A 22,923-nucleotide genomic window follows, 5' to 3' on the forward strand; every position below is an offset into this window, starting at 1 on the left:
TTCAGTGTTCTCCTTCGAGCTGGAGCGTTTGTGGCCGTCAACCTCGTCAATGTCGAGCAGGTCAGCAAGGTGTACGGCACCCGTGCGCTGCTCGACGGTGTGTCCCTCGGTGTGTCCGAGGGGGACCGGATCGGTGTCGTCGGCCGTAACGGAGACGGAAAGACGACCCTCATCCGGATGCTCGCCAAGCTGGAGGAGGCGGACACCGGCCGCGTCACCCACAACGGCGGACTGCGCCTGGGCGTCCTGACCCAGCACGATTCGCTGGATCCGAAGGCCACGATCCGCCACGAGGTCATCGGTGATCTCGCGGACCACGAGTGGGCGGGCAGCGCCAAGATCCGCGACGTGCTGACCGGACTCTTCGGCGGTCTCGACCTGGCCGGCTTCGAGCACGGCCTGGACACCGTCATCGCCCCGCTCTCCGGTGGTGAGCGCCGCCGGATCGCGCTGGCCAAGCTGCTCATCGCCGAGCAGGACCTGATCGTCCTCGACGAGCCGACCAACCACCTCGACGTCGAGGGCATCTCCTGGCTGGCCGGACATCTGCGCACCCGCCGCTCCGCACTGGTCTGCGTCACCCACGACCGGTGGTTCCTCGACCAGGTCTGCACCCGCATGTGGGACGTCCAGCGCGGCACGGTCCACGAGTACGAGGGCGGCTACAGCGACTACGTCTTCGCCCGGGCCGAACGGGAGCGGATCGCCGCCACCGAAGAGGGCAAACGGCAGAACCTGATGCGCAAGGAGCTGGCCTGGCTGCGGCGCGGCGCCCCCGCCCGCACCTCCAAGCCGCGCTACCGCATCGAGGCGGCCAACGAGCTGATCGCCGATGTGCCGCCGCCCCGCGACACCAGCGCGCTGATGAAGTTCGCCAACGCCAGGCTCGGCAAGACCGTCTTCGAGCTGGAGGACGTGACCGTCCAGGCCGGCCCCAAGACGCTGCTCACCCATCTCACCTGGCAGCTCGGCCCCGGCGACCGGATCGGCCTGGTCGGGGTCAACGGCGCGGGCAAGACCTCGCTGCTGCGGGCGCTGGAGCAGGCGGCCCGCACCCAGGGTGAGGCGCAGCCCGCCGACGGGAAGATCGTCGTCGGCAAGACCGTGAAGCTGGCCTACCTCTCTCAGGAGGTGGCGGAGCTCAACCCGAACCTCCGGGTGCTGGAGGCCGTGCAGCAGGTGCGCGACCGGGTCGACCTCGGCAAGGGCCGGGAGATGACCGCGGGCCAGCTCTGCGAGCAGTTCGGCTTCTCGAAGGAGAAGCAGTGGACCCCGGTCGGCGACCTGTCGGGCGGTGAGCGTCGCAGGCTGCAGATCCTGCGGCTGCTGATGGACGAACCGAACGTCCTCTTCCTCGACGAGCCCACCAACGACCTCGACATCGAGACCCTGACCCAGCTGGAGGACCTCCTCGACGGCTGGCCCGGGTCGATGATCGTGATCTCCCACGACCGGTTCTTCATCGAGCGGACCACGGACAAGGTGCTGGCGCTCCTCGGCGACAAGTCGCTGCGGATGCTGCCGCGCGGCATCGACGAGTACCTGGAGCGCAGGCTGCAGATGGCCGGGACCGCCGCGCCCGCCGCGGCCTCCCGGGCCGCCGCCCCGGCACCGGGTGTCTCGCCGCAGGAGGCACGCGCGGCCAAGAAGGAGCTCCAGAAGGTCGAGCGGCAGCTCGACAAGATGTCGACGCGTGAGACGACGCTGCACGCCCAGATCGCCGACAGCGCCACGGACTTCGAGAAGGTCGCGAAGCTCGACGCCGAACTGCGCGAACTGGTCGCGGAACGCGACGTACTGGAGATGCGCTGGCTGGAACTGGCCGAGGAGGCCTGACCGACCGCTGAGGTGTCTCGCTGCGTGGCCGGTGCAACTTCCTTGACCGGTGTGGCCGATGAGGCCTGTGGTGCGGGTGGTAGAAAGAAGTCCTGCCCGGCGCGGTAGCCGGAGCACGTCGCACCACAGGCACCGACGGAACAACAACGGAACAGGGGGACGGGCCGATGAGCCAGCCGCCCGGACAGCAGCCGCCGCAGGATGGGTTCGGAGCTCCTTACGACCCGCCGCCCGGGGCGTATCCGCCACCGGCCACCCCGCCTCAGCCCGCCGGCCCTTACGGGCAGCCCGGCCCCTACAACCAGCCCGGCCCGTACGGCAGTCAGCCCGGCCCGTACAACCAGCAGCCGCAGGGCTACGGGTACGGCTACCCGCCCCAGCAGCAGCCCCAGCAACAGCAGCAGCAACAGCAGGGTTACGGATACCCGACGCAGCCCCCGCAGTCCGGCGGACCGCGGGGCGGCGGCCGGTTCCGCGGCCGGACCGGGATGATCGTCGGCGGCCTGCTCGCGGTGGCGCTCCTGGCAGGTGGCGGCATCTGGCTCGCCACCGGTGACGACGGCGACGACGGGAAGCCCACGGCGAACGGCGGACACACCTCCGCGCCGCCGGCCCCCGCGCCGACCGTGGACCAGGGCGACGGCAAGGGCGACACCGACGACGACGGTACGGTCACCCCCCGCGAGGAGGCCGCCGACATCAACGCGGCGCTCAAGCCGGGGGAGGCGAAGGCCCTCTGGCTCCGGAAGAGCGGCGTCGATCTCCCGGAGGGCGGCGAGGACTTCTACGGCCCGTGGTTCGCCGGCGACACCGTCGTCACGGCCATGTACCACACCGTCACGGGCTATTCGGCAGCCGACGGCACCCTCAAGTGGAGCCTTCGGCTGCCCACCAACGCGTGCGCGGCGCCCACACAGCCCACCGCCGACGGCAAGATCGTCCTGGGTATCGAGGACAGCACCTCGGAGGACGCGTTCTGCGACAACCTCCAGATGGTCGACCTCACGACGGGCAAGGCCGGCTGGCGCAAGCAGTACGCCCGCGACGGAGCCTGGGACGGGCTCTCCGACCTTGCGATGGCGATCAACGGCGACACCGTGACCGTGGGGCGCACCAGCAGGACCGACGCCTTCCGGGTCAGCGACGGCAAGGTGCTGTTCGGCAAACTGCCCGGCAACTGCCAGCCGTTCGGCTTCGCCAGCGGCCCTGTGGCGATCGCCGCGGCGAGCTGCCAGACCGCCGCGGACGACCACAAGGAACACCAGGTGCAGCGGATCGATCCCGTCACCGGCAAGGTGCAGTGGACGTACAAGGTCAAGAAGGGCTGGCAGGTCGCGCAGATCTACTCCGCCGACCCCATAGTGATCTCGCTCACGCAGCCGGAGAAGTGGGCCATCCTCGTGCTCAACACCGACGGCACCTACCGCACGCAGCTTTCCGGCGGACCGGGCGAGTACGCCGTCGCGTGCGACAAGGACCGGCGCGTCCAGGGGGCCAACCTGGACAGCTGCGCCGGGGTGGCCGCCGGTGCGAACACCTTCTACATGGCGACCAAGGCCGTCGACATCAAGACCGGTGACGGCAACAAGGTCGCCGCCTTCGATCTGTCCACCGGCAAGCACAAGTGGACGGTCAGCTCCCCGAAGGACCAGGCCTTCACCCCGCTGCGGACGGAGGGCGGCAAGCTGCTGATGTACCTCGGGGCGGCGAAGAACAAGGGGGGCGGCATCGCCTCCCTCCCGGCCACCGGCGGTAAATGGGACATGGTGTTGCAGCACCCGGCAGCGGCCTCCAACCTGGAGCGCGGCTTCTACGAGCGGAACGTCTCCTACGTGGACGGACGCAGCTTCCTCACGAGTTCGCGGATCAGCGGTTCGAACGACGAGGAGATCGAGACGCGGTCCATCGCGGCCTTCGGTAACTGACGGCCGATCAGGGCCTGCCCAGGCATAACGGCGGCATCACGGGCCGGTTCTCCCTTGGGAACAGGGGCGGACCGAACCGGAGCCGGTGCGGGGCCGGGTGGTACAAAGAAGCCCCGCTCGACTGACGTAACACTGCGGGATCCATGCCCGATTCGCTCCATTTCGCCGGTAATTCAGGGGTCTTCGCCGACTCCCGGAGCTCCGGCGTGATCGCGGGGGAGTCCGGACCGGGCACCGGACCGCATGAAGGGGGACGCGCTGATGACCCAGCCGCCCAGCCAGCAACCGCCGCAGGGAGGCTTCGGCGCTCCGCAGGAGCCGTCGCAGGGGGTCCCACAGCCGCCCCAGGGCCCGCCGCCGCCCGCGCAGCCACCCCAGGCCCCGGCCGCCCAGCCGGGTTACGGCTACCCCCAGCAGCCGGGCCCCTACGGCCAGCCCCAGCAGCCGGGCCCGTACGGCCAGCCCCAGCAGCCGGGCCCGTACGGCCAGCCGCAGCAGCAGCCCGGCCCGTACGGCCAGCAGCAGCCGGGACCGTACGGCCAGCAGCCCGGCCCGTACGGCCAGCCGCAGCAGCCCGGTTACGGCTATCCGCAGCAGCAGTACCCCGGTGCGCCGGTCCCCGGCGGGCCGACGGGACCCGGCGGGGGCAGCCCCTTCAAGGGCAAGCCCGCCATGATCATCGGGGCCGCGGTCGCCGCGCTCCTGGTCATCGGCGGCGGCATCTACCTGGTCGCGAGCGGGGGTGACGACGACAAGAAGCCCATCGCGAAGAAGAGCGGCGAGGTCAAGGCGCCGTCCACCTCGCCCACCGTCGACGAGGGCGACGGCGACGGCACCGGCCGCGAGGGCAGCGATGACCTGAACGGCGGGCGCAAGCCCGGCGAGGCGAAGGTCCTCTGGCTCCAGAAGAACGATGTCGACCTGCCGCGCAACGGCTCGGACGTGTACGGCCCGTGGATCGTCGGCGACACCATCGTCAAGGGCATGTACCGCACGGTCTCCGGCTATTCGGTGGCTGACGGCAAGCAGAAGTGGACGCTGAAGCTGCCCGCGGACATCTGCGCCGCGCCGGCACAGACCACCACGGACGGCAAGATCGTCATCGGGGTCAAGAACGGCACGACCGACAAGGCCGACTGCGCGGACCTCCAGCTGATCGACCTCAACACCGGCAAGACCGGCTGGAAGAAGTCGGTCAAGAGCAGCGGTCTCTTCGACCTGATGTCGGACATCTCCCTCGCCATCAGCGGCAACACCGTGACGGTCGGCCGCACCGGCGCCTCCAACGCGTTCCGGGTGAGCGACGGCAAGGAGCTGTTCGGCAAGCGCGACGGCATCTGCCAGCCGTTCGCCTTCGCGGGCGGCGCCAAGCTGATCGCCGCCACCAGCTGCCGCACCGACGACCTCGACAACCCGCAGCACCAGATCGAGCAGATCGACCCGAACACCGGCAAGCCCAAGTGGACCTACAGGCCCGCGCGCGGCTGGGAGATCGACAAGGTCTACTCGGTGAGCCCCCTCATCGTGTCGCTGACCAAGGGAAGCAGCAGCGACAACAAGCAGTGGAGCATCCTCGCGCTCCGGGAGAACGGCACGCTCCGCTCGCAGATCGTCAGCGACAAGGGCGACAAGTTCGCACCGGACTGCGGTGGCGCGTTCGCCATCTTCGGCCAGCGCCTGGACGGCTGCACCGGTGTCGCGGCCGACGCCAACACCTTCTACATGGCGACGCAGGACGACACCAGCGGCTCCGGCCGCACCAACAAGGTCGTCGCCTTCAACCTGAACACCGGCAAGACGAAGTGGAAGGCGAAGGCCCCGGCCGAGCAGACCGTGAAGCCGCTGCGGATGGAGGGCGGCAACGTGCTCCTCTACGTGGACGCCGGCTACAGCAAGGGCGGCGGGATCGCCACTCTGGCGCCCTCCGGCGGCAGCCCGAAGATGGTGCTCCAGCACCCGGCGTCGACGGCTCAGATCGAGAGCTCGTTCTGGGACGAGGACGTCCTCTACGCGGACGGCCGTTCGTTCATCGTGAGCGGGCGGGTCAGCGCGACCAACGACGAGGAAGAGCTGGAGACGAAGACCATGATGGCCTTCGGCAAGTAACGCTCCCCACGGCACCCGCAGGAACATCACCGGTCGCGGACGGCGCCAGACCCGCCCGCGACCGGCTCCGGCCCACCGCCCGACTCCCCTTCTCCAGAGGTACGCAACGCCATGACGCAGCCGCCCCAGCCGCCGCCCAACGACCCGTCCCAGGGCGGGTTCGGCGCGCCGCAGGACCCCCCGCCCGGTGGTTTCGGTGCCCCGCAGGACCCGCCGCCGGGTGGCTTCGGTGCCCCGACGCCGCCGCCCGCAGACCCGTTCGGCAAGCAGCCGGCCACCCCGCCGCCCCCGGCCCCGGGCGGCTACGGCTCCCCGCCCCCCGCGGGCCCGCCCCAGCAGCAGCCCGGCTACGGCTACCCGCAGGGCCAGCCGCCGCAGCCCGGTTACGGATTCCCGCAGACACCCCCGCCGGGCCAGCCGGCGCAGCCGTCCGGTTACGGATTCCCGCCCGGCCAGGCGCCGCAGCAGGGGTACGGCTTCCCGCCCGGCCAGCCGACGCAGCAGGGCTACGGCTACCCGACCACCCCGATGCAGCAGCCGTACCAGTCGCCGCAGCCCGGCGGCAACGGGCCGAAGAAGTTCTCCACCCAGTCCCAGATCATCGTCGCCGCGGTGGTCGCCGTGGCACTGATCATCGGCGGCGGTGTCTGGTTCGCGTCGAGCGGCGGCGACAAGAAGAAGGACGAGGCGTCCACCTCCGCCGGCACCTCCGCCGGCACCACCGGCGAGAACAAGGGCGGTTCGGGCAGCAGCCTCGGCGGCGGCGGCAAGGAGAAGGCCCCGGCCAACATCAAGGCCCAGGTCGGCTTCCAGCTCCCGCAGCCCAAGGTCACCGATGTCACCACGGTCGCCGGCTCCTGGCTGACCGACAAGGCGTACGTGAAGACGGGCGTCAACGAGGTCGTCGGCTACGACCCCGCCAAGGGCACCAAGCTCTGGTCGATCCCGCTGGACGGCCAGCTGTGTGCCGCCTCCCGGCACATGAGCAAGGACTTCAAGACGGCCGTCGCCTTCGAGGAGGGCAAGCGGACCGCGGCGAACAAGTACCCCACCTGCAACCAGGTGGGCGCCCTCGACCTGAACACCGGCAAGCTCCTGTGGAGCAAGTCGGTGACCGCGTCCACCGGCGGTGACCGCCCGGTCAGGTTCGACGAGATCACCCTCAGCGGCACCACGGTCGCCGCCGGCGGCACCGAGGGCGGCGCCGCCTTCGACCTGAACACCGGCGCCGAGCGCTGGAAGCCGAAGGTCAGCACGGACGGCTGCTACGACAAGGGGTACGGCGGCGGCGAGGCACTGGCCGTGGTCCGCAAGTGCGGGACGTACGACGACCCGCAGCTCGTCATCCAGGCCCTGAACCCGACGACGGGCGCCCCGCTCTCCTCGTACAAGATGCCGCCCGGCGTCGACTACGCGAGCATCGTCTCCACCAAGCCGCTGGTCGTCGCGGCCGACGTCGGCGACACGGCCGGTGACGGCAGCGGCATCTCGGACTTCTTCTCGATCGACGCCGCCAGCGGCAAGCTGCTCACCAGGATCGCGGCGGACGGCGAGAAGTACGCGGCGAGCTGCCGCGCCACCAAGGTCGAGAGCTGCCAGCACCTCGCGGTCGGCAACAACCGCGTCTACGTGCCCACCGAGGAGCACGAGGGCACCGGGGAGTACGGCAACACCAACGAGATCGTCTCGTTCGACCTGACCACCGGCAAGCCGACCAGTGACCGCGCCGACGCCGGCGACCGCTACTCGATGTTCCCGGTGCGCATGGACGGCGGCAACATCATCGCGTACAAGGAGCCCCCCTACGACAAGGGCGGCCAGATCGTCTCCATCGACGGTGCCACCTTCAAGCAGACCGTGCTGATGGACAACCCGGGCGACGAGTCCGTCCGGGACGCGGAGACCAGCTTCTCCTCGGACTACGCCGAGTACATCTACGGCAACGGCAAGCTGTACATCTCGGAGACGATGGTCAGCAAGCCGCGGGAGAGCTCGCTGGACGACAAGGAGTACCTCGTCGTCTCGTTCAGCACGAGCTGACCGCCGGATGCGCGTGAGGGGGTGGAGCCGGCCGGCTCCACCCCCTCACGCATGTCCCGCCCGCAACGAGGTCAGGAGCTGCTGCTGTCGTCGTAGGCCGGGTACATGATGCCGGACGAGACGCACTTCAGGATGGTGCTGCCCTCCATCTGGCACAGCTCGATCCGTGCGGTGCTGATCCAGCCACCGGGGTTGGCGTAGCTCGTCGCACCCCATGCGGTGCCGGCACCGGTGGAGACCCGGTGGATCGGGAAGTAGTGGGTTCCGGCGTCGCCGGTGGTGATCAGACGCACGCCCACCGAGTGACCGTCGGCGTCCTTGTCCTTCACGTACAGGTAGAGCGGGTCGAGCTTGTACGGGTTGAGCCTCCAGGCGGCCTTCACCTCGGCGTATCCCCAGGTCGTCGAGACGTCTTCGCCGGTGACGTTGGAGGCGGCGGCAGCCGTGCCGGTGAACGCGGGTCCCGCCAGCACGGCACACGTGGCTGCGGAGACGAGCAGAGTTTTCTTGAGACGCACGATTCCCCCAGAAGGTGCTCTGTACTGGTCAGTAGGCAGGTTACAACAGTCTGAATTCGGCCATGATGAGTCATCAACTCGTTGCGAAAGCAGCCGAAGTCGGCTATCTCGATCCTTCTGGCCGCTAAGGTGCCCGCCACCTCGAACAAGCGTGTAACTTGCCGGGTCTGAAGAGGGCCGGGGGGCCTGCTGGTGCTATGGGGGGTTTCTCGATGGGCGTGCGGCTCATGGTGATCGACGACCACCGACTACTGGCCGAGGCACTCGCCTCGGCGCTGAAACTACGTGGACACCGGGTGCTCGCCGCTGCCGCGCCGACCTCCGGAGCGGCGGAACTGGTCGTCAGCAGGGCTCCGGAGATCTGCCTGTTCGGCACGGCGGCACCTGCCGAGCCGGGCACCTTCGACCCGGTCGTCAGGATCAGGCGCGAGCGCCCGCAGACCGCAGTGGTGGTCCTCGGCCCGGTGCCCAGTCCGCGAGGCATCGCGGCCGCCTTCGCGGCGGGCGCCGCGGGGTACGTCCGGCACGACGAGCGCATCGAGGGTGTCGAGCGGGCCATCGTCAAGGCATGCGCCGGTGAGGCGGCCATCGCGCCGCAGCTGCTCCAGGGCGCCTTCGCCGAACTGCTCAACCCGGCCGCGCAGCCGGACGACGAGGGCCGGAGGCTGTTGCAGATGCTCACCCCGCGCGAGGTGGAGGTCCTGGTCCGGGTCGCCGAGGGCGAGGACACCCGGCTGATCGCGGTCGGTATGCGGATCGCGCCGAGCACCGCCCGTACCCATGTGCAGCGCGTGCTCATGAAGCTGGGCGTCGGCTCCCGGCTGGAGGCTGCGGCGCTCGCCGCCCGTACGGGTCTGCTGGACCGGGCGGCCCTGGGGACACGGCAGGGGCCGGACCCCGTCGGCTGACGGTGTCCGGCCCCTGCCGGTGGTGGTGGCGATGCGTCAGTTGCCGGGCGCGTCGCCGGCGTCGGGCGCGGTGGCCGGCGGCTGGGCCGGGCGCAGCTTCAGCCAGACCAGGAAGAACAGCCCCAGGGCCAGCATGGCGAGCCCCGTCCACAGATTGATGTGGACGCCCTGGGCCTTCTTCAGGTCGGCCTCGGACGGGCTGATCCCGGCGATGGTGACGATGACTCCGTAGACCACGAAGAGACCGCCGATGATCGTCCGGATGTCGAACAGCCGGGCCGCCGTGGCGGACTTCCGCTCCAGGTCGGAGACTTCCTTGTGCAGGTCGGACATGGTGAGTTACTCCGATCAGAACGAGTAGGGGATGTAGCACAGGGCGGCGAGCACGATCGCACCCCAGCCCAGCAGCGCGGGCCTGCGGTACCAGGCGCTGTCGCCCTCCTCGGGCACCTCGTCGGCGTCCGGTGACTCGGTTCCGTACACCAGACCGGCCAGTTCGGCCTCGGGCTTCGGGGCCGTGAACAGCGTGACGACGACCATGACGACCGCACCGGCGACGAAGCCGACGATCGCGGAGACGAAGTTGGCGCCCTGGTCGGTAGGGATGTCGATGACACCCTGCTTGTAGATCACGAAGTAGTTGATCATCGCGGCGGTCGTACCCGCGACCAGACCCCAGACGCCCGACTTCATCGAGGCGCGCTTCCAGAACATTCCGATGATGAAGACGACGAACATCGGGACGTTGAAGAAGGAGAACAGCGTCTGGAGGTAGCTCATGATGTTGGAGAAGCTGGCGGCGATGAACGCCGTGCCTATGGAGGCCAGCACACCGACCACCGTGATCCGCCGGCCGAAGCTCAGGTAGTACGCGTCCGGCTGGTCCTTCTTCACGTACCGCGCCCAGATGTCCGTGGTGAACACCGTGTTGAACGAGGAGACGTTGGCGGCCATGCCGGCCATGAACGCGGCCAGCAGACCCGTCACCGCGATGCCGAGCACACCGTTGGGCAGCAGCTCCTGCATCAGCAGCGGGATCGCGTCGTTGTAGGTCAGGTCCGAGCCCGGGGTGCCGATCTTCGGTACGAGGACGGCGGCGACCAGGCCCGGGATCATCACCAGGAAGACGATGAAGATCTTCGGGAACGCGGCGATCAGCGGGGTGCGCTGCGCGGCCGAGAGGTTCTTCGCGGACAGGGCTCGCTGCACCTCGGCGAAGTTGGTGGTCCAGTAGCCGAACGAGAGCACGAAGCCCAGGCCGAGGATGATCGTCAGCCAGTTGGCGCCGAGGGGGTTGGCGTCACCGATGCCCGTGCCGCCCCAGGCGGACAGGAAGTCCTGGCCGTGGCTCTTCTCCAGCGAACCGGTCAGCCCGTCCCAGCCGCCGACGCGCTTGAGGCCCAGCAGCGTCAGCGGGATCAGCGCGGCGAGGATGACGAAGAACTGCAGCACCTCGTTGTAGATCGCGGAGGAGAGCCCGCCGATGGTGATGTAGATCAGCACGAAGAGGCCCGCGACCACGATCGCGACCCACTGCGGCCAGCCGAGGAGCGCCTCCACGACGATCGACAGGGCGTACAGGTTGACGCCCGCGATCAGGATCGCCGCGAAGGCGAAGAGTATGGAGCTCAGCAGGTGCGCTGACCTGTCGAACCGCTGGAGGAGGAACTCCGGTACGGAGCGCACCTTCGACCGGTAGTAGAAGGGCATCATCACGAGGCCCAGGAAGACCATCGCCGGGATGGCGCCGATCCAGTACCAGTGGACGACCGCGACGCCGTACTGCGCGCCGGTCGCCGCCATGCCGAGGATCTCGGTGGCACCGAGATTCGCCGCGACGAAGGCCAGACCGGTCACCCAGGCGGGCAGTGACCGTCCGGAGAGGAAGAAGTCGAGGCTCGTCTTCACGCTCGCCCGGGCGGCGAAGCCGATGCCGAGAACGACGGCGAAGTAGATCGCCAGGATCGTGTAGTCGAGCCCGTTCGTGGGGAGCCGGAGCCCTGCAGCCAGATATTGCATGTGGGGGGTACTCGCTTCGTTGCGCGAACTGAACCCGAAGGAAACTACGCTCTTGTGTTCAGAAAATGAACAGTTCCCATGAGGTTCTTTGTTGGATTGTGATCGTATTGCCCGAAACTCCGGCCTCAACCCCGCGAGATCCCCGTCACTCCATAGGTGCCGACTCATTGACGAGCCTGTTGATTTGTGGTTCATTGTGTTCGGTTCTGTTTGGGAGGAGTCTGGTGAAGAAGACGGTTACGACGCTCGCCGACGGCCGGGAGCTGATCTACTACGACAGCCGTGACGACGTCGTGCGCGACGCGGTCGACCGGCGTCCGCTCGACCCCGTCTCCACCTCGTCCGAGGTCCGCCGCGACCCGCTCCTCGGCGACAGCGTCGCCATCGCCTCGCACCGCCAGGGCCGCATCTACCACCCGCCGGCCGACGAGTGCCCGCTCTGCCCCTCGCAGGAGGGCCGGCAGAGTGAGATCCCGGAGCCGGACTACGACGTCGCCGTCTTCGAGAACCGCTTCCCCTCGCTTGCCGGCGACTCCGGCCGCTGCGAGGTCGTCTGCTTCACCTCCGACCACGACGCGTCGTTCGCCGACCTCACCGAGGAGCAGGCCGCACTCGTCCTGGAGGCGTGGACCGACCGCACCACCGAGCTCGCCGAGCTCCCCCAGGTCACGCAGGTGTTCTGCTTCGAGAACCGGGGCGCCGAGATCGGTGTCACGCTCGGCCACCCGCACGGCCAGATCTACGGCTACCCCTTCGTCACCCCGCGCACCGAGCTGATGCTCCGATCCGCCGCGGACCACCGCGCCGAGACCGGCGGCAACCTCTTCGACGACGTGCTGGCCCGTGAGGAGGCCGACGGCTCGCGGATCGTGCTCGCCGGCGAGCACTGGGTGGCCTTCGTCCCGTACGCGGCGCACTGGCCGTACGAGGTTCATCTCTACCCGCGCCGCCGCGTCCCGGACCTGCGGGAGCTCGACGAGGCCGCACGCACGGAGTTCCCACAGGTCTATCTGGAACTGTTGAGGCGATTCGACCGGATCTTCGGCCCCGGCGAGCCGCCGACCCCGTACATCTCCGCCTGGCACCAGGCGCCGTTCGGAGTCGGGGGACGGGATGACTTCGCGCTCCATCTGGAGCTTTTCACCATTCGACGTACCTCCGGCAAGCTGAAGTTCCTCGCGGGTTCCGAATCCGGCATGAACGTGTTCATCAACGACGTGCCGCCGGAGACCGCGGCCCAGCGACTGCGAGAGGTAGCGAGCGAGTGAGCAAGTCCCCGAAGAAGTACCTGGTGACCGGCGGCGCGGGATATGTGGGCAGCGTGGTCGCCCAGCACCTGCTGGAGGCCGGGCACACCGTCACCGTCCTCGACGACCTCTCCACCGGCTTCCGCGAGGGTGTCCCGGCCGGCGCCGAGTTCATCGAGGGCCGCATCCAGGACGCCGCCAAGTGGCTGGACTCCTCCTACGACGGGGTGCTGCACTTCGCCGCGTACTCCCAGGTCGGCGAGTCCGTCGCCGACCCGGAGAAGTACTGGGTCAACAACGTCGGCGGCTCCACCGCCCTGCTCGCCGCGATGCGCGACGCCGGGGTGCGCACCCTCGTCTTCTCCTCCACCGCAGCCACCTACGGCGAGCCGGTCTCCAGCCCCATCACCGAGGCCGACCCCACCGCCCCGACCAGCCCGTACGGCGCCACCAAGCTCGCCGTCGACCACATGATCACCGGTGAGGCGGCCGCCCACGGACTGGCCGCGGTCTCACTGCGGTACTTCAACGTGGCGGGGGCCTACGGCAGCTGCGGCGAGCGGCACAGCCCCGAGTCCCACCTCATCCCGCTGGTCCTCCAGGTCGCGCTCGGGCAGCGCGAGTCGATCTCCGTCTACGGCGACGACTACCCCACCCCCGACGGCACCTGCGTCCGTGACTACATCCACGTCGCCGACCTCGCCGAGGCCCACCTGCTGGCCCTCGACGCCGCCACCGCGGGCGAGCACCTGATCTGCAACCTCGGCAACGGCAACGGCTTCTCGGTCCGCGAGGTCATCGAGACGGTCCGCGAGGTCACCGGCCACCCGGTCCCCGAGACCGCGGCCCCCCGCCGCGCCGGCGACCCGGCCGTCCTCGTCGCCTCCGCCGCCACCGCCAGGGAGCGCCTCGGCTGGCAGCCGTCCCGCGCCGACCTGGCCGGAATCGTCTCCGACGCCTGGACGTTCGCCCGCCGAGAGGAGCCCACCGCACCATGACCGACAACGCTGAGCTGACCGCCTCCTTCACCGAGCTCTACGGGACCGGGCCCGAGGGGGTCTGGGCCGCCCCCGGCCGGGTCAACCTGATCGGCGAGTACACCGACTTCAACGACGGCTTCGTGATGCCGCTCGCGCTGCCGCACACCGCACGGGCCGCCGTCCGCCGCCGTACCGATGGCGAACTGCGGCTCCACTCCACCGATGTGCCCGGCGGTGTCGTCCAGCTCCGCGTCGACGAGCTGGTCCCGCACGAAGGACATGGCTGGGCCGCCTACCCGGCCGGTGTCGTCTGGGCGCTGCGCGAGGCCGGCCACGAGATCACCGGTGCCGACATCCAGCTGTCCTCCACCGTCCCCACCGGCGCCGGGCTCTCCTCGTCCGCCGCCCTCGAAGTGGTGACCGGGCTGGCCCTGAACGACCTCTTCGGGCTCGGGCTCACCCCCGCCGAGCTCGCGGTCCTCGCCCAGCGCGCCGAGAACGCGTTCGTCGGCGTCCCCTGCGGCGTCATGGACCAGATGGCATCGGCCTGCTGTACCGAGGGCCACGCCCTGCACCTGGACACCCGCGACCTCACCCAGCGCCAGGTCCCCTTCGACCTGGCCGCCCAGGGCCTGCGGCTCCTGGTCGTCGACACCCGCGTCAAGCACGCGCTGGGCGACGGCGCCTACGCGGAGCGGCGCGCGGGCTGCGAGGAGGGCGCCCGCCTCCTCGGCCTCCGTACCCTGCGCGAGCTTCCGTACGAGGAACTGGGCACCGCGCTCGGCACCCTGGCCGCGTCCGGCGCGGACGAGTCCGTCGTGCGCTACGTACGCCATGTGGTCGGCGACAACCAGCGCGTCGAGCAGGTCATCGCGCTGCTCGACTCCGGCGAGGTGCGCGCGGCCGGCCCGGTCCTCACCGCCGGCCATGTCTCGCTCCGCGACGATCTGCGGGTCTCCTGCGTGGAGTTGGACCTGGTCGTCGAGACGGCGAACGCCGCCGGTGCACTCGGCGCGCGGATGACCGGCGGCGGCTTCGGCGGCTCGGCGATCGTGCTCGTGGAGGAGTCGCAGGCGGACACGGTCACCAAGTCCGTGCAGGAGGCGTTCGCCGCGGCGGGCTACGCGGCGCCGGGCGTCTTCCCCGCGACGCCGTCGGCGGGGGCCCGCCGGCTCGTCTGAGCCGGGCGCGAGCCGTTCAGCCGAGCTCCTTGGTGAGCGTGAACTCGGTGACGCCGGGAGGGTAGTTCTCGACCCGACCGCTCACCTCGTAACCCCGCTTCCGGTAGAAGTCCGGGGCCTGGAAGTCCCAGGTCTCCACCCGGGAGCGGGTGCAGGACCGGTCCGTCCTGGCCACCCGTTCCGCCTCGGCGAGCATCCGCGAGCCGAGGCCGGAACCGCGGTGGCGGGCGTCGACCCAGAGCAGATCCACATGGAGCCAGTACGCCCAGGTGCGGCCGGTCAGCCCCGCGGCGAGCCGGCCCTCCGCGTCCAGCGCCCATACCTCCAAGGGGACTTCGAGCGCGGCCGGTGTGTCGCGCAGGGCGCGGATCCGCGGTGAGCGTGCGGTGTTGTCGTCACGCAGCAACCTGTTCAGCAGCTGACGTCGTTCTTTGTCCACTTCTGTCTCAAGACGGAACATGAACAACACCCTAGGACCCGACCTCCCGTCAGTTCTGTGAATCTCCTTCCGCTCCGGGCTGCCGCCCGTACGCTGATGCACAGCACCGGCGGGGGCCGGTGCTGATTCAGGGGTACGAGACAGCCGGGTGCGACGCCCGGGCGGGATGGCAGTCGGACCACGGCGGCGGCCGTGGACTGCGGTTCAACTCCCCGCTCGGGCGTCGCACCCGCGCCGGTCCGTCCCTGCCGGGGGTCGCACGCTTCGGGCGCCCCCAGAACACACAGCATGGGGGTGACTGTGGCCCGTATCCGGGTTCTCGTCGTCGACGACCACCGCATTTTCGCCGAGTCACTCGCCGCGGCGCTCGCCGCCGAGCCGGATGTCGACGTGGCCGCGGCGGGCAGCGGCCCGGCCGCACTGCGCTGTCTGGAACGCGCGGCGGCCGAGGGGCGCGGCTACGACGTCATACTGGTCGACGCCGAGCTGGGCATCGTGCGCCCGCCGGGCCGCCCGGCCGTGGGCCCGGTTCCGGTGCCCGCTCCGAACACCGGGGAGGACGGTCTGGTCGACGGCATCTCCCTGGTGGCCGGCATCCGTTCGCTGCGGCCGTCGGTGCGCACGGTGGTGCTCGCCGAGAAGGACGACCCGCGCAGGGCCGCGCGCGCACTCCAGGCGGGCGCCTTCGGCTGGGTGGCCAAGGACAGCTCGCTGCAACGGCTGCTCGCGGTGATCCGGGGGGTGCTGCGCGACGAGACGCATCTGCCGCCCGCGCTGCTCACCGGCGTGCTGCGGGAGCTGATGGCGGACCGCAAACACCGCACCGAGAGCGAAGAGCTCGTCGAGTCCCTGACCCCGCGCGAGTGTGAGGTGCTGCGCTGCATGGTGGCGGGACTCGGCCGCAAGGCGGTGGCGGAGCGGCTCTTCCTCTCCCCGCACACCGTGCGTACGCACATGCAGAACGTGCTGGGGAAGCTGGGTGTGCACTCGACGCTGGCGGCCGTCGCGCTGGCCCGGCGGGCGGGCGTCGGCCCGGCCGACCTGGAAGCACCGGCCCCGGTGCCGGTCCTAGCCGGGGACGTTGTCGAACGGGGCGGTCAACTGGCGTAGCAGTCCCGCCAGTTCGCCCCGCTGCCGACGGGACAGTTCGCCCAGGATGGCGCGCTCCTGGGCGAGCAGGCCGGCCAGTGACTGGTCGGCCTTGTCGCGGCCCTCGGCGGTGAGCCGGACCAGCACGCCACGGCGGTCGCTGGGGTCGGGGAGCCGCTCGACGAGATTCTTCTTGGTCAGCCGGTCGATGCGGTTGGTCATCGTGCCCGAGGTGACCAGGGTCTGGGTGAGGAGCTGGCCGGGGGAGAGCTGGTACGGGTCGCCGGCGCGGCGCAGCGACGTGAGGACGTCGAACTCCCACGGTTCCAGGTGGTGCTCGGCGAAGGCGATTCTGCGGGCCCGGTCGAGATGGCGGGCCAGGCGGGAGACGCGGCTGAGGACCTCGAGTGGTTCCACGTCGAGGTCGGGGCGCTCTCGGCGCCATGCAGCGACCAGTCGGTCGACCTCGTCCTCCATGTGGATCAGTGTAGAGGGTCTGTCGACATGAAGTCTCTTGAATTCAAGTGTCTTGACATCAAGATACTTTCGGGTTGATCCTGGAGTACATGACCGCACCCACCTGGGACCCGCAGCAGTACCTGCGCCACGCGGACCACCGCACCCGCCCCTTCCGCGACCTGCTGGCCCGTGTCCCCGAGCTGCCGGGCGCCCCCGCCCCCCGGATCGCCGACCTCGGCTGCGGTGCGGGCAACGTCACCGCCCTGCTTGCCGCGCGCTGGCCGACGGCCCGCATCACCGGCTACGACAACTCCCCGCAGATGCTGGACCGGGCCCGCGCCCACGCCACCGCCCTGCTGGACTTCGCCGAGGCCGACGCCGCGACCTGGACCCCCGGGCAGCCGCACGACCTGATCATCTCCAACGCCCTGCTCCAATGGGTCCCCGGCCACGCGGACCGCTTCCCGGACTGGCTGGACGCCCTCACCCCCGGCGGCACCCTCGCCCTCCAGGTCCCGGGCAACTTCGGCCGGCCCTCGCACGCCCTGATGCGCGAACTCGCCGAGTCCCCGCGCTGGCGCTCCCGCCTGGGCGGCCGCCTGCGCCACACGGACGCGGTCCTGAGCCCCGCCGGCTACCTGGACCGCCTCACCGCTCCCGGCCGCACCGCCGACGTCTGGGAGACCACCTACCTCCACCTCCTGCACGGCGAGGACGCCGTCCTCGACTGGGTGAAGGGCACCGGGCTCCGCCCGCTCCTCACCGCCCTCGCCGACGACGAGGAGGCCAGGGACGCCTTCCTCGCCGAATACCGCGACCTGCTGCGTGCCGCCTATCCCGCGGGCCCGCACGGCACGGTCTTCCCGTTCCGTCGCATCTTCGCCGTCGCACACCGGGAGAAGTGATGATCGCCGCCGTCGACCATGTCCAGCTGGCCGCCCCCGCAGGATCGGAGGAGGCGCTGCGCACGTACTACGTGCACATCCTCGGCATGACGGAGATCCCCAAGCCGCCGGTCCTGGCGGCCCGCGGCGGTTGCTGGTTCCAGGCCGGCCCGGTCCAGCTCCACCTGGGCGTCGAGGCGGATTTCCGCCCGGCCCGCAAGGCCCACCCGGGCCTGCGGGTGCGGGACATCGAGGCGTACGCGGCCCGGCTGACGGAGCGCGGCGCCGAGGTGCGATGGGACGGGGACCTGCCGGGCCACCGACGCTTCTTCAGCCACGACCCGGTGGGCAACCGGCTGGAGTTCCTGGAACCCTGAGAGGGTCCGGCAATTGGGGGGCGGCGTCGCGGGGCTGCTGAGGGCCCCGGCACCGGAGATCCGGTGACGGGGCCCCGTCACGCACGTGTGCCGTCGCCGCTCAGCTCCTGCGGTGCCCGATCAGCCGGGGCTTCGACTCCAGGTTCTCCAGACCGTGCCACGCCAGATTCACCAGATGGGCGGCGACCTCCGCCTTCTTGGGCTTGCGCGCGTTCACCCACCACTGACCGGTCAGCGCCACCATGCCGACCAGCGCCTGTGCGTACAGGGGGGCCAGCTTCGGATCGAAGCCCCGGGCCTTGAACTCCAGACCCAGGATGTCCTCCACCTGAGTGGCGATATCGCTGATGAGGGAGGCGAACGTGCCCGTCGACTGGGCCACCGGCGAGTCACGGACCAGGATGCGGAAACCGTCCGTGTACGTCTCGATGTAGTCCAGCAGCGCGAACGCCGCCTGCTCCAGCAGCTCACGCGGATGGCCGGCGGTCAGCGCGCTGGTGACCATGTCCAGGAGCTGACGCATCTCCCGGTCCACCACCACGGCGTACAGCCCCTCCTTGCCGCCGAAGTGCTCGTACACCACCGGCTTGGAGACCCCGGCACGCGCCGCGATCTCCTCCACCGACGTGCCTTCGAAACCCTTGTCGGCGAAGAGGGTGCGACCGATGTCCAGCAGCTGCTCGCGGCGTTCCTTCCCGGTCATCCGCACCCGGCGGGCTCGCCGGGCGGAGGGTGCACGGGTGTTCTCGCTGCTTGCGCTTGAGTCGGTCGCCACGTCGTCAATCATGCCGCGTCGGCCTGCGCGGGGTGGCGCCGGGACTCGATACGGGCGGAGTCGGGCCAGCGCACGTCGGTCGCCCAGCCCAGCTTCTCGAACCACCGGATCAGCCGCGCGCTCGAATCGATCTGACCCCGCATCACGCCGTGCCGTGCACTCGTCGGGTCGGCGTGGTGCAGGTTGTGCCAGGACTCACCGCACGACAGGACCGCCAGCCACCACACGTTGCCGGACTTGTCACGGGACTTGAAGGGGCGCTTGCCGACCGCGTGACAGATCGAGTTGATCGACCAGGTCACATGGTGCAGCAGTGCCACCCGGACCAGCGAGCCCCAGAAGAACGCGGTGGCCGCACCCCACCACGACATCGTGACCAGGCCACCCACCAGCGGCGGAATGGCCAGCGAGACGATCGTGAAGGTGAGGAAGTGACGGGAGATCCCGCGGATCGCCGGGTCCCTGATCAGATCGGGGGCGTACTTCTGCTGAGGCGTCCGCTCCTCGTCGAACATCCAGGCGATGTGCGCCCACCAGAGGCCCTTCATCAGGGCCGGCAGCGTCTCGCCGAAACGCCACGGCGAGTGCGGGTCACCCTCCGCGTCCGAGAAACGGTGGTGCTTGCGGTGATCGGCCACCCAGCGGACCACCGGGCCCTCCACCGCCAGTGAACCGGCCACGGCCAAGGCGATACGGAGCGGACGTTTCGCCTTGAACGAACCATGGGTGAAATACCGGTGGAAACCGATGGTGATGCCGTGGCAGCCGATGTAGTACATCGCCACCAGCAGGCCCAGATCGAGCCAGCTCACACCGCGGCCCCAGGCCAGCGGCACCGCCGCGACCAGAGCCACGAACGGCACGACGATGAACAGCAGGAGCGCGATCTGCTCGATCGACCGCTTGTTGTCCCCGCCGAGCGTGGCGGGGGGAAGAGCCTGACCGTCGGCCGTCTGAGCGGCCTCGATCACTTCGGGGCTGGACTTCATGGGGAGTCCCCTGTGGGGTGAGAAAGCGGCGGAAAGGCAGGGCCCCCGAAGGGGAGACCCTCGGGCTACGCGCCCGTAACCTACGGCGTCGTAAGTATGGCAGCGAGGAGGCCCGCCACACGAGAGGAGGAGGGAGACGGCACGTACGGGTGCCGTACGGGGTAGGGGACATCACGCGTACCCCGCAGGTACCCGTCATGAACAGGCGGGCACCTCTCGGGGCGCGAACAGCACCGACAGCACGGACACCTATCCTGGAGAGGTCGGACAGCGCGGTCCGCACCCTGCCACCCGGGGGGTTGCGTCAGCACCGCTGCCAGCCGCGGGCCCCGGATCCCGTGCTCAACCACTGCAAGGAGCCGCACACTGTGAGCAGTGCCGACCAGACCCCTGCCGCCAGCCCCGAGCTGCGCGCCGACATCCGCCGCCTCGGCGACCTGCTGGGCGAGACCCTCGTACGCCAGGAGGGCCAGGAGCTCCTCGACCTCGTCGAGCGTGTCCGCGCCCTGACCCGTACCGACGGCGAGGCCGCGGCCGAGCTCCTCGGTGACACGGACCTGGAGACCGCCGCACAGCTCGTGCGGGCCTTCTCCACCTACTTCCACCTCGCCAACGTCACCGAGCAGGTCCACCGCGCCCACGAAATGCGCGACCGGCGCGCCGCCGAAGGCGGACTCCTCGCCCGGACCGCCGACCGGCTCAAGGACGCGGACCCCGAGCACCTGCGCGAGACCGTCAAGAACCTCAACGTCCGGCCGGTCTTCACCGCGCACCCCACCGAGGCCGCCCGGCGCTCCGTACTGAACAAGCTCCGCCGCATCGCCGCACTCCTGGAGACCCCGGTCATCGAGGCCGACCGGCGCCGCCAGGACATCCGGCTCGCCGAGAACATCGACCTCATCTGGCAGACCGACGAGCTGCGCGTGGTCCGCCCGGAGCCCGCCGACGAGGCCCGCAACGCCATCTACTACCTCGACGAGCTCCACGCCAACGCCGTGGGCGACGTCCTGGAGGACCTGGCCGCCGAGCTGGAGCGCGTCGGCGTCGAACTGCCCGCCGGCACCCGCCCGCTCACCTTCGGCACCTGGATCGGCGGCGACCGCGACGGCAACCCCAACGTGACGCCCGCCGTCACCTGGGAGGTGCTGATCCTCCAGCACGAGCACGGCATCACCGACGCCCTCGAACTCGTCGACCAGCTGCGCGGACTGCTCTCCAACTCCATCCGCTACACCGGAGCCACCGACGAGCTCCTCGGCTCCCTCCAGGCCGACCTGGAGGCACTCCCGGAGATCAGCCCCCGCTACAAGCGGCTGAACGCGGAGGAGCCCTACCGGCTCAAGGCGACCTGCATCCGGCAGAAGCTCGTCAACACCCGCGAGCGCCTCGCCTCCGGCACCCCGCACCGCCCCGGCTGCGACTACCTCGGCACCGCCGAGCTCATCGCCGACCTGGCCCTCATCCAGACCTCGCTGCGCGAGCACAAGGGCGGCATCGTCGCCGACGGCCGGATGGACCGCACCATCCGCACGCTCTCCGCGTTCGGTCTCCAGCTCGCCACCATGGACGTACGCGAACACGCCGACGCCCACCACCACGCGCTCGGCCAGCTCTTCGACCGCCTCGGCGAGGAGTCCTGGCGCTACGCCGACATGCCGCGCGACTACCGGCAGAAGCTCCTCGCCAAGGAGCTCCGCTCCCGCCGCCCGCTCGCCCCGACCCCGGCCCCGCTGGACGCTGCGGGCGAGAAGACCCTCGGCGTCTTCCACACCATCAGCCAGGCCTTCGAGCGCTTCGGTCCCGAGGTCATCGAGTCCTACATCATCTCGATGTGCCAGGGCGCCGACGACGTCTTCGCCGCGGCCGTCCTCGCCCGCGAGGCCGGACTCCTCGACCTGCACGGCGGCTGGGCCAAGATCGGCATCGTGCCGCTCCTGGAGACCACCGACGAGCTCAAGGCCGCCGACGTCATCCTCGACGAGATGCTCGCCGACCCGTCCTACCGCCGTCTCGTCTCGCTCCGCGGCGACGTCCAGGAGGTCATGCTCGGGTACTCCGACTCCTCCAAGTTCGGCGGCATCACCACCTCCCAGTGGGAGATCCACCGCGCCCAGCGCCGGCTCCGCGACGTCGCCCACCGCTACGGCGTGCGCCTGCGCCTCTTCCACGGCCGCGGCGGCACCGTCGGCCGCGGCGGCGGCCCCTCGCACGACGCGATCCTCGCGCAGCCCTGGGGCACGCTGGAGGGCGAGATCAAGGTGACCGAGCAGGGCGAGGTCATCTCCGACAAGTACCTCATCCCGGCGCTCGCCCGCGAGAACCTGGAGCTGACCGTCGCGGCCACGCTCCAGGCCTCCGCGCTGCACACCGCACCCCGCCAGTCCGACGAGGCCCTGGCCCGCTGGGACGCGGCCATGGACACCGTCTCGGACGCCGCCCATGCCGCGTACCGCAAGCTGGTCGAGGACCCCGACCTGCCGACGTACTTCCTCGCCTCCACCCCGGTGGACCAGCTCGCCGATCTGCACCTGGGCTCGCGGCCCTCCCGCCGCCCCGGCTCGGGCGTCTCGCTCGACGGCCTGCGCGCCATCCCGTGGGTCTTCGGCTGGACCCAGTCACGGCAGATCGTGCCCGGCTGGTACGGCGTCGGCTCCGGCCTCAAGGCGCTGCGCGAGGCCGGTCTGGACACCGTCCTGGACGAGATGCACGAGCAGTGGCACTTCTTCCAGAACTTCCTCTCGAACGTCGAGATGACCCTGGCCAAGACCGACCTGCGCATTGCCCGGCACTACGTCGACACGCTCGTCCCCGACGAGCTGAAGCACGTCTTCGACGCCATCGAGGCCGAGCACGCGCTGACCGTGCGGGAAGTCCTCAAGGTCACCGGCAACACCGAACTGCTCGGCACCAGCCCGGTGCTCCAGCAGACCTTCGCCATCCGCGACGCCTACCTGGACCCGATCTCCTACCTCCAGGTGTCCCTGCTGGCCCGCCAGCGCCAGGCGGCCGAGCGCGGCGAGGAAGCCGACCCGCTGCTCGCCCGCGCCCTGCTGCTCACCGTCAACGGTGTCGCCGCGGGTCTGCGCAACACCGGCTGATCAGCAACACCGGCTGACCGGCTGAATCAACGCGGTCGCGGGTGCGGGTCCTG

At 70.2% G+C, this 22,923-nt stretch carries 19 protein-coding genes; 12 read left to right on the top strand and 7 right to left on the bottom strand.

Going from position 1 to position 22,923, the window contains the following annotated elements; genetic code table 11:
• The first annotated feature begins 30 nt into the window (after positions 1 to 30).
• The 4 genes from ACIOEW_RS23255 to ACIOEW_RS23270 all read left to right on the top strand — a co-directional run bounded on the left by ACIOEW_RS23255 (position 31) and on the right by ACIOEW_RS23270 (position 7,907).
• On the top strand, positions 31 to 1,836 hold the full coding sequence (locus tag ACIOEW_RS23255; RefSeq protein WP_401965603.1) for an ABC-F family ATP-binding cassette domain-containing protein: 1,806 nt from the start codon (positions 31 to 33) through the stop codon (positions 1,834 to 1,836).
• 167 nt (positions 1,837 to 2,003) lie between these two features.
• A complete protein-coding gene (locus tag ACIOEW_RS23260) occupies positions 2,004 to 3,761 on the top strand; it encodes a PQQ-binding-like beta-propeller repeat protein (protein ID WP_401965606.1) in 1,758 nt (585 codons plus the stop codon).
• A gap of 261 nt (positions 3,762 to 4,022) precedes the next feature.
• Positions 4,023 to 5,867, top strand: coding sequence for a PQQ-binding-like beta-propeller repeat protein (locus ACIOEW_RS23265; RefSeq protein WP_401965608.1), 1,845 nt, complete (start codon positions 4,023 to 4,025; stop codon positions 5,865 to 5,867).
• Positions 5,868 to 5,978: 111 nt separating this feature from the next.
• The gene (locus ACIOEW_RS23270) at positions 5,979 to 7,907 is read left to right on the top strand and encodes a PQQ-binding-like beta-propeller repeat protein (RefSeq protein WP_362542614.1); all 1,929 of its coding nucleotides are present in this window, start codon (positions 5,979 to 5,981) and stop codon (positions 7,905 to 7,907) included.
• 71 nt (positions 7,908 to 7,978) lie between these two features.
• Here the strand turns inward: ACIOEW_RS23270 and ACIOEW_RS23275 are convergent, their stop codons facing one another.
• Complete coding sequence (locus ACIOEW_RS23275; protein ID WP_401965611.1) at positions 7,979 to 8,425, bottom strand: hypothetical protein; 447 nt, start codon at positions 8,423 to 8,425, stop codon at positions 7,979 to 7,981.
• A gap of 212 nt (positions 8,426 to 8,637) precedes the next feature.
• Between ACIOEW_RS23275 and ACIOEW_RS23280 the strand changes: the two genes are divergently transcribed.
• Positions 8,638 to 9,333: a LuxR C-terminal-related transcriptional regulator gene (locus ACIOEW_RS23280; RefSeq protein ID WP_362542966.1), complete on the top strand. Its 696-nt coding sequence runs from the start codon at positions 8,638 to 8,640 to the stop codon at positions 9,331 to 9,333.
• 36 nt (positions 9,334 to 9,369) lie between these two features.
• On the opposite strand, the gene ACIOEW_RS23285 is transcribed toward ACIOEW_RS23280, so the two are convergent.
• Complete coding sequence (locus ACIOEW_RS23285; protein WP_401965613.1) at positions 9,370 to 9,666, bottom strand: hypothetical protein; 297 nt, start codon at positions 9,664 to 9,666, stop codon at positions 9,370 to 9,372.
• A 15-nt stretch (positions 9,667 to 9,681) separates the two neighbouring features.
• Positions 9,682 to 11,352 (bottom strand): sodium:solute symporter family protein, encoded by a 1,671-nt coding sequence (locus ACIOEW_RS23290; RefSeq protein WP_401965615.1) that lies wholly within the window; start codon positions 11,350 to 11,352, stop codon positions 9,682 to 9,684.
• Between the two features lie 224 nt (positions 11,353 to 11,576).
• Between ACIOEW_RS23290 and galT the strand changes: the two genes are divergently transcribed.
• From galT to galK, 3 genes are read left to right on the top strand one after another with little or no spacing between them, the layout of a single operon-like run.
• Entirely contained in the window at positions 11,577 to 12,620 is a 1,044-nt protein-coding gene (gene galT / locus ACIOEW_RS23295; protein ID WP_362542625.1) for a galactose-1-phosphate uridylyltransferase, read from the top strand.
• Positions 12,617 to 13,597 carry a UDP-glucose 4-epimerase GalE gene (gene galE, locus ACIOEW_RS23300; RefSeq protein WP_362542628.1) on the top strand — a complete coding sequence of 327 codons (981 nt, stop codon included), beginning with the start codon at positions 12,617 to 12,619 and terminating at the stop codon, positions 13,595 to 13,597. Before galT ends, galE begins: the two co-directional genes overlap by 4 nt.
• Complete coding sequence (gene galK, locus ACIOEW_RS23305; protein ID WP_401965617.1) at positions 13,594 to 14,760, top strand: galactokinase; 1,167 nt, start codon at positions 13,594 to 13,596, stop codon at positions 14,758 to 14,760. The genes galE and galK overlap by 4 nt, the downstream gene beginning before the upstream one ends.
• Positions 14,761 to 14,776: 16 nt before the next feature.
• On the opposite strand, the gene ACIOEW_RS23310 is transcribed toward galK, so the two are convergent.
• Positions 14,777 to 15,220, bottom strand: coding sequence for a GNAT family N-acetyltransferase (locus ACIOEW_RS23310; RefSeq protein ID WP_362542634.1), 444 nt, complete (start codon positions 15,218 to 15,220; stop codon positions 14,777 to 14,779).
• 267 nt (positions 15,221 to 15,487) lie between these two features.
• On the opposite strand from ACIOEW_RS23310, the gene ACIOEW_RS23315 reads away from it, so the two are divergent.
• Positions 15,488 to 16,309 (top strand): LuxR C-terminal-related transcriptional regulator, encoded by an 822-nt coding sequence (locus ACIOEW_RS23315; RefSeq protein WP_401965620.1) that lies wholly within the window; start codon positions 15,488 to 15,490, stop codon positions 16,307 to 16,309.
• Here the strand turns inward: ACIOEW_RS23315 and ACIOEW_RS23320 are convergent.
• The gene (locus ACIOEW_RS23320; RefSeq protein ID WP_401965621.1) at positions 16,268 to 16,765 is read right to left on the bottom strand and encodes a MarR family winged helix-turn-helix transcriptional regulator; all 498 of its coding nucleotides are present in this window, start codon (positions 16,763 to 16,765) and stop codon (positions 16,268 to 16,270) included. The two genes, ACIOEW_RS23315 and ACIOEW_RS23320, sit on opposite strands and share 42 nt — an antisense overlap.
• Positions 16,766 to 16,854: 89 nt before the next feature.
• Between ACIOEW_RS23320 and ACIOEW_RS23325 the strand changes: the two genes are divergently transcribed.
• The gene (locus ACIOEW_RS23325; protein WP_401965622.1) at positions 16,855 to 17,652 is read left to right on the top strand and encodes a trans-aconitate 2-methyltransferase; all 798 of its coding nucleotides are present in this window, start codon (positions 16,855 to 16,857) and stop codon (positions 17,650 to 17,652) included.
• Entirely contained in the window at positions 17,652 to 18,008 is a 357-nt protein-coding gene (locus ACIOEW_RS23330; protein ID WP_362542640.1) for a VOC family protein, read from the top strand. Before ACIOEW_RS23325 ends, ACIOEW_RS23330 begins: the two co-directional genes overlap by 1 nt.
• Positions 18,009 to 18,108: 100 nt before the next feature.
• On the opposite strand, the gene ACIOEW_RS23335 is transcribed toward ACIOEW_RS23330, so the two are convergent.
• Together ACIOEW_RS23335 and ACIOEW_RS23340 are read right to left on the bottom strand one after the other, a co-directional pair.
• A complete protein-coding gene (locus ACIOEW_RS23335; protein WP_362542643.1) occupies positions 18,109 to 18,795 on the bottom strand; it encodes a TetR/AcrR family transcriptional regulator in 687 nt (228 codons plus the stop codon).
• Positions 18,792 to 19,772, bottom strand: a complete 981-nt coding sequence (locus tag ACIOEW_RS23340; RefSeq protein WP_362542646.1) for a fatty acid desaturase — start codon at positions 19,770 to 19,772, stop codon at positions 18,792 to 18,794. The genes ACIOEW_RS23335 and ACIOEW_RS23340 overlap by 4 nt, the downstream gene beginning before the upstream one ends.
• A gap of 368 nt (positions 19,773 to 20,140) precedes the next feature.
• Here ACIOEW_RS23340 and ppc point away from each other — a divergent pair, with 368 nt between their 5' ends.
• Positions 20,141 to 22,870, top strand: coding sequence for a phosphoenolpyruvate carboxylase (gene ppc, locus ACIOEW_RS23345; protein ID WP_362542649.1), 2,730 nt, complete (start codon positions 20,141 to 20,143; stop codon positions 22,868 to 22,870).
• Positions 22,871 to 22,923: the final 53 nt, after the last annotated feature.

The sequence above is a fragment of the Streptomyces sp. NPDC087901 genome (assembly GCF_044742205.1).
GTDB lineage: Bacteria > Actinomycetota > Actinomycetes > Streptomycetales > Streptomycetaceae > Streptomyces.